Annotated in this window: 3 protein-coding genes and 2 pseudogenes; 2 read left to right on the forward strand and 3 right to left on the reverse strand. The window is 43.5% G+C overall.

Annotated features, from left to right (window positions below; all coding sequences use genetic code 11):
* From O9300_RS17805 to O9300_RS17815, 3 genes and pseudogenes are all read right to left on the reverse strand, one after another.
* Positions 1-426: transposase (locus O9300_RS17805; protein ID WP_287973075.1), on the reverse strand; the 426-nt coding region annotated here is incomplete at its 3' end.
* Between the two features lie 154 nt (positions 427-580).
* Positions 581-2,047 (reverse strand): serine/threonine-protein kinase, encoded by a 1,467-nt coding sequence (locus O9300_RS17810; RefSeq protein ID WP_287973077.1) that lies wholly within the window; start codon positions 2,045-2,047, stop codon positions 581-583.
* A 90-nt stretch (positions 2,048-2,137) separates the two neighbouring features.
* Positions 2,138-3,036 (reverse strand): annotated as a pseudogene (locus tag O9300_RS17815) (J domain-containing protein).
* A 263-nt stretch (positions 3,037-3,299) separates the two neighbouring features.
* Between O9300_RS17815 and O9300_RS17820 the strand changes: the two are divergent.
* Entirely contained in the window at positions 3,300-4,049 is a 750-nt protein-coding gene (locus O9300_RS17820; protein ID WP_002757405.1) for an NYN domain-containing protein, read from the forward strand.
* Positions 4,050-4,177: 128 nt separating this feature from the next.
* Positions 4,178-4,357, forward strand: a pseudogene (locus tag O9300_RS19560) (hypothetical protein).
* The last annotated feature ends 4 nt before the right edge of the window (positions 4,358-4,361 follow it).

Here is a 4,361-nt window from a genome sequence, read left to right on the forward strand (position 1 = left end):
AGATTCTTTGTCTTCGAGAATTTCTCGTCCTTTTTTCACCATTTCTTGGTTAATTTTGTTGAGGAGATTTAACTTAATTCTTTTCCGAAAATATACCATCATTGAGGCATCAAATGGGGCTTCTATTTGATAGTTTGTTAGCCCAATAAAGTATTGTAGGTAAGGGTTTTCCCTAATTTGTTCGACGGTTTCTCTGTCGCTTATTCCTAATCTTTCTTGAATAATTAAGGCGGACATTGCTATCCTAAATGTTTTGGCGGGCGCACCCATTTCTTCTGAAAAAAGTGATGCGTATTCCGCTTCAAATTCTGACCAGGGAATGAGGTTGGCCATAATTACCCAACGATTATCTTGGGATAATTTCCCCTCAAAGGGCAGCTCGAAGTTTTCTGGTGGGGTTGAGGGTAACTCGCTTTTACGGTACATTAGCACTAATTAGAGAAGATGGAAGGGTGATGCAAGGGTGATGCAAGGGTTTTAAGAGATTCTAGCAGATTTAAGTGCATTTGGGAAGCTCTCAATCAAGCTAAAAGCCCTTTCCTGTAAGGTTTTTAGATTTATTCAGCAAACCCTACTTAGATTAATTACTATTTTCCACCGTGGGAAGAGGAGAAGGTGATAAAACAGGAGGAGCGATCGGTTCAATTTTATCCTCATTAACCGGGGGATTAATCACCTCTGGAACAGGAGAAGGAGAAGGAGAAGGGGAAGGAGAAGGGGAAGGAGAAGGAAGGGGAGAAACTTGAGGACTCGGCTCCGTTTCAGGAAGGGGAACAGGAATAGGAATTACTTCTTCTGGGGTGGGACTAGGAGTTAATTCTGGAGTCACTTCTGGACTAGGAATCACCTCTGGGGTAGGAGTTGGGGATGGGGTAGGAGTCGGGGAATAAATGGGAGTCCGTTGACGATAAGGTCGTCGGATAGGGGGAAAATCTTGGGAGGGAGGAGGAATGACATCAGGACTAGGAGAAGGTTCGAGAGTTGGTGATGGTTCAATTTCCTCATTTTTGGGTAAAAGAGCCATAAATCCCCGATATCCTAGGGCAAAAGCCCCAATTGTCACCGCAAAAATCAGCAAAATCCACAGCCAAGGATTCTTTTTTTCCCCAGAATTGGGTTGAATAACCACAGTGGGGGAGACGGTTGGTTTTGGGGGTGTAGAGGACTTTAATCGGGGACTATGGGGAGAAACTGCGATAGTCGGTTGGGTGGACAAATCGGGGGATATTTCTGCCAAAGCTGCTAACATTTCCCTAGCAGTAGCAAACCGATCGCGGGGATGAAAACGGATCGCTCGATCGATTACCATAGCTAAATTAGGATTAACATTTTCTGCCTCCTGTCGCCAGAGAATTTCCCCCGTGCGCGAGTCAGTTTCTAGATATTGGGGAGTTTTTCCCGTTAATAAAAAAATCGCCGTTAAGCCTAGGCTGTAAAGGTCACTAGAAAAGACCGGTCTCCCGGCAGCCTGTTCCGAAGCCATATAACCGGGGGTGCCAAGGGCGATCGAATAGGCACTTTTTCCCGTAGGATCGAGTAAGGTGGCGACTGCTTCTTTCATTACCCCAAAATCGATTAAAACGGGCAAATTATCACTATTTCTTAAGATAATATTATCGGGTTTCACATCCCGGTGAATAATGCGGCGACTGTGAATAAAATCAATAACAGGCAGCAAATTCTCTAAAATCGTCCGCACTGCTGAGGAGGATAAATTTCCCTGTCGTTGCTGTTTTTGGGTTAGTGTCTCCCCTTCAATCCATTCCTGCACGAGATAGAAATGATTATCTTGGGCAAAATAACCGTATAAACGGGGTATTTGGCGATTTTGTTCCCCCAATTCCTCTAAAACGCTTGCTTCTTTCTGAAAACGTTCTTTTAACCATTCTGGCATCCCCTCACTTTGAATGGCCGGCTGCAATTTTTTAATCACACAGCGCCGTTGAGAAGGCATATTCGTATCGACAGCGATATAAGTTTCCCCAAATCCCCCCCTAGCAAGGATACTAACAATTTGGTAGCGATTGTTTAAAAGCACTAGATTCATTACCCTGAGAGTGCAAGCGTGGTCATAAATTGTTCCTAGACTAACATTCTTTTGTTAAGGAAAAAGTCAAGGGAAAAACTAGAGTCAAGTCTAAGGAATCCAGCGACGGATTTTCGTCCACAAAGGTGCATTATCTTGACTACTCATCTCCTGAAAACATTGATAACAATCGTAGGCGCGATTAAGCTGGGCGGTGATTTCCGTCGCATTGGGATGGGAATTGTGATCGGGATGCCAATAACACAAGAGAGTTTTATAATTATTCTCAATCCGGTTAGTCGTGCTAAAAGGAGTAATCCCCAAAACTCGCCACCAAACGGGATTAGCCGACTCTATAATCATCACGGCCAAGGAACGAGGCGAAGGATAGAGAATTTGGGCGATTAATGACCAATCTGACCCATAACACACCCGATAAACCGCTTTAACCCGCTCTTTTCCCAACTGTTCACAAGCTTGTAAATGCCATTGACGAAAATCCCTCCGCATTTGCTGATGAGTTCGCAAATCTCGCTGGGCAAATCTGCCCTCAGCTAGTTTATTAGTCCCGATAGTGTTAAAGTTACCATGAGCGATCGCTTTTAGATCCCAGTAAAGATGATAAAAAGGATCTTGACCCAAGGCGAGACTTTCCAGAATTTCCTTAGCGTAACCTCTAGCCGGATTCAATCGCAATAATTCCCGTAATTCCCGACAAAACTGCTCATTTTCGGGCATACTGCGCCATTGCCAATAGTTAACATCCGGTTTTGCCAGAGACTGCCTATATACACTGCGCCACACCTGGGGAACAGTACAGGCGTCGGGGTAGCCAAGGGAGTAGCCAGGGTATAAAATTGACCCTTTAAAGAGCTTTCAGGAGCATCTTCTAGTAAACAGGCAAGATGATAGGCGGGATGACTACGGGGCTTTTTTTGGGGGCTAATAAACCAAAAAGTCGTTAAAATGAGAATTAGGTACAAGAGTAGAGAAAGAATTTGCTCCGCCATCGCAACTTTTAGTTAGTCTGCTCAGTTGCCTCAAGAATTATAATTCGTGCTATGGTCCCTGAAAAGTTCTTTGTATCTCAGCTGATTGTCAGGAATCTACAAAACGGGGTGATATGTCGAAAGTTTCCCCATATCCTTACTCTGGTTATTCGGAAAGTTTCTGTATAATTAATAGTTAGATGGCTTAGGTTATCGGTTGGGGCATACTTGAAAAGTCTCTGTTCGAGTTCAAAAATTAAAGTGATCAGCACACCTGGAGCAATATGCTGCAATCAGAATCAAAAATTGCACTGCTAATTGATGCAGACAACGCCCCTGCATCAAAAATTGAGGCGATCATCTCTGAAATTGCAAAGTATGGAGTTGCCAATATTCGTAAGGCTTACGGAAACTGGAAAAGTCCTGCGCTGAAAGCTTGGGAGGAGTGTTTGCACGAATACGCTATTCGCCCCGTCCAACAGTTCGACTATACGAAGGGCAAAAATGCTACTGATGCTGCAATGATTATTGATGCAATGGATTTGCTGTATACACAACAGTTGGATGCTTTTGCAATCGTGTCGAGCGATTGTGACTTTACTCCTTTAGTGATGCGAATTTTGACAAATGGCTTAAAAGTCTATGGATTTGGCGAGAAGAAAACACCATTGCCTTTTGTTTATGCGTGTTCAACATTTTTATACCTAGAAACTATTGATCAAGCAGTAAATTCTGAGGAGACTTCCAAAGTTTCTGCAAGTGTGAAGAAAACTGGTAAAGAGTTGAAGCAAGACACCAAATTAATCAGTTTATTGAGGGGCGCTGTTTCTAGCACTCTAGACGATGATGGTTGGTCGAATTTGGCAGAGATTGGCGGACACATAGCAAATCAGACATCTTTTGACCCACGCAACTACGGATATGCAAAGTTGAGTGGCCTGTTCGAGGCTATTGACTTATTCGAGATTCAGCGAAAAAATAAGGCAGTCTTCGTGAGGAGCAAGCAAAAGAATGGCACTACTCCAAAAACGTAGTGCAGATCTAGTAGAGTGCGTTCCCTGATGCGGGTCTTACCGCTGCAGCGATAGATTTGGGGGAACGCACCATGCTCATTGATTCAAGCAAATGATTACAAGCTAAAAACGGCTCTTCGGTTTGTGTTATGCAATGGACGGGGGTTATAAGGGATGGAACCATTATATAGCAAGGCATTTAGCGATTTTTGTCAATTGTTTTTGATCTAGAGCGAACTAATCAATTAAGTCTCTTACCAGATAAGGATTTAGTCGATTTATGCCCCCCTATCGAACCATCCCAAGTAACGAAGAACCAATTACTTTAGCTAA

This window comes from Microcystis sp. LE19-195.1E, assembly GCF_027532095.1.
Classification (GTDB): Bacteria; Cyanobacteriota; Cyanobacteriia; order Cyanobacteriales; family Microcystaceae; genus Microcystis; species Microcystis aeruginosa.